This is a genomic window from Paraburkholderia ribeironis, from assembly GCF_900019265.1.
Classification (GTDB): Bacteria; Pseudomonadota; Gammaproteobacteria; order Burkholderiales; family Burkholderiaceae; genus Paraburkholderia; species Paraburkholderia ribeironis.
The window spans coordinates 1-2,024 of record NZ_CYGX02000176.1; the positions used below are offsets into that span (position 1 = coordinate 1).

The window sequence follows — 2,024 nt, forward strand, 5'->3', positions numbered from 1 at the left end:
ATTCTTGCTCATAGAAGGGTCTGTTTACATTCGATGAAATGTGTTTACATCTTGTCTTTTGCGCGAGCAGGCCAAGATGATTCGAACGTTATTGAGCGATGAAGTATGGGCACGAATCGAATCCGTCTTGCCGGGCAAGGAAGGCGATCCAGGGCGCACGGCGACCGACAATCGTTGGTTTGTCGAAGCTGTCCTCTGGATCGGCCGGACCGGATGCCCCTGGCGCGATTTGCCGAAAGAGTTCGGCCGATGGCATACGGTGTACATGCGCTTCTCTCGGTGGCGTCGCAAAGGCGTGTGGGAACGCGTGGCGCACGCCGTGTCCGACGAGACGGAGATCAAGCGTGTGCTGATCGACTCGACCATCGTGCGGGCGCACCAGCATTCGGCAGGCGCTCGAAAAAAAGCGGCCCGCAAGCGCTCGGCCGCTCGCGCGGGGGACTGACGACCAAGCTGCATCTGGCCGTCGACGAAGCCGGGCGGCCTCTGCGAATGATCGTCACCGAAGGACAGGTCTCGGACATTTCGTGTGCGCACGAATTGGTCGAGCATCTGCGCACGGGTGCTGTGATTGCTCACAAAGGCTACGACTCGGATGCCTTCGTGAACACCATCCGCGCGACGCGTGCGAAGGCCGTTATCCCGCCGCGCTCGAATCGAAAGACCAAGCATCGGTACAGCCGCGCGCTGTATCGAACTCGGAACATCGTCGAACGCTTCTTCAATCGCATCAAACATTTTCGTCGCGTCTCCACTCGTTACGACAAGCTCGCCGGCAACTATTTCGCCTTCGCGGTGCTTGCCTGCGCCTTTGGGCCGCTGGTGAGAATGTGAACAGGACCTAGGACATCGAATCATTAAAGCGAGGGTGCTATATGCGCAATCCCACATTCACACCGGCCCCCCCTCAGTTAGCCGGCGTCAGCATCGCAAAACGATTGCGCAAGGCGGTAGACTGAATAGCTGCCGGTAGCACCAAATTCATCGAGAAGCCGTTCGCGTAACGGATCCTGGGAGGGGAGCAAAGCGGCTAAGCTGATGGGTGGGAAATCAACGTTCCAGAATTCCCCTGAGTCGTGTAGTTGGAACTTGGCTACGAGTCGCCGTATCAGCGACGAGTTTTGGGCAGCTTCGTGGTCCGGTTCATAAAGCGGGAATCGTCCAACGAGAAATCCGTCCTGATAGTGCGGGCGCTTGGCAATGGGCGGACACGCACTCTGCAGCCTTGCCAGAACGACCTGCTGGTCGATGTCATAGGAGATCGATCCAGTCGAATATGGCATCCCTGAGACATAAAGATAGCCCGTCTTGGGGTTTGAGCGGGTTGCTGAGGCAAAGCTCATCGCAAAGCTAGCGGCAACACGAAGATTGCTAGTTAGATCGAGCAAGGGCGTGGGCCAGATGCCGTAATGTTGAACAACCGCCCACTGCACTTCGCGAATACCTTTGAGTCCTCGCCATCGCGGCAAGCCAAGCTGAGGTTCATTGCAAATTTCGAAAACACGTCGTCCTATATCGAAGAGGGCGTCCCAATATTTCTTGCATATCGTGGAATTTATTTCGAAGTGTTTATCGGTATCAAAGGCGCACCATGAATTTCTGAAGAGCGCGGGTAATGGGGCCACGTCACGACTCTGCCCTCTGTAGAATAAGGCGAGACGCTTGTTCATAGAACCGAGGAAGGCGACTGCTTCAACTAGCTGTTGAAATGAGCTAACTGACCAGGTATGCGCGTTAGCGTAATCTGGGCTGGTTTGTTTGTCGCTCAGGTCGGGTGGCTTGTTCTCGTCCCAGGCGTAGAAGGCCTCCTGGCCGTATGAGCGCTCAAGCGGGTACATGTTCGATCCTCGCATGGCCGCACAGCCGTCAAAGGAGCGATCCTTAAAGCCAAGTTATGGCGAGAAAGTGACGGCTTTTTGCGGTAATAGTTGGCAGCACTGCGCCAGCGTGGTCGCATTGCCATTCAACAACAGTTTAGGTGATGGCAAACGGCCCGTGTGAGCTGCCTACTGATTGCAGGTTTT

The 2,024-nt window shown here is 55.8% G+C and carries 1 protein-coding gene and 1 pseudogene; one reads left to right on the plus strand and one right to left on the minus strand.

What is annotated here, in order from left to right; translation table 11 throughout:
• Positions 1 to 76 precede the first annotated feature (76 nt).
• Positions 77 to 834, plus strand: a pseudogene (locus BN2475_RS32960) (IS5 family transposase).
• A 77-nt stretch (positions 835 to 911) separates the two neighbouring features.
• Here BN2475_RS32960 and BN2475_RS32965 read toward each other — a convergent pair.
• A complete protein-coding gene (locus BN2475_RS32965; RefSeq protein WP_159444649.1) occupies positions 912 to 1,838 on the minus strand; it encodes an FRG domain-containing protein in 927 nt (308 codons plus the stop codon).
• Between the last annotated feature and the right edge of the window lie 186 nt (positions 1,839 to 2,024).

What these genes read in the sequence shown, in the direction of transcription:
- BN2475_RS32965 (WP_159444649.1), bottom strand. Translation starts at nt 1,838, where the DNA reads ATGTACCCGCTTGAGCGCTCATACGGCCAGGAGGCCTTCTACGCCTGG.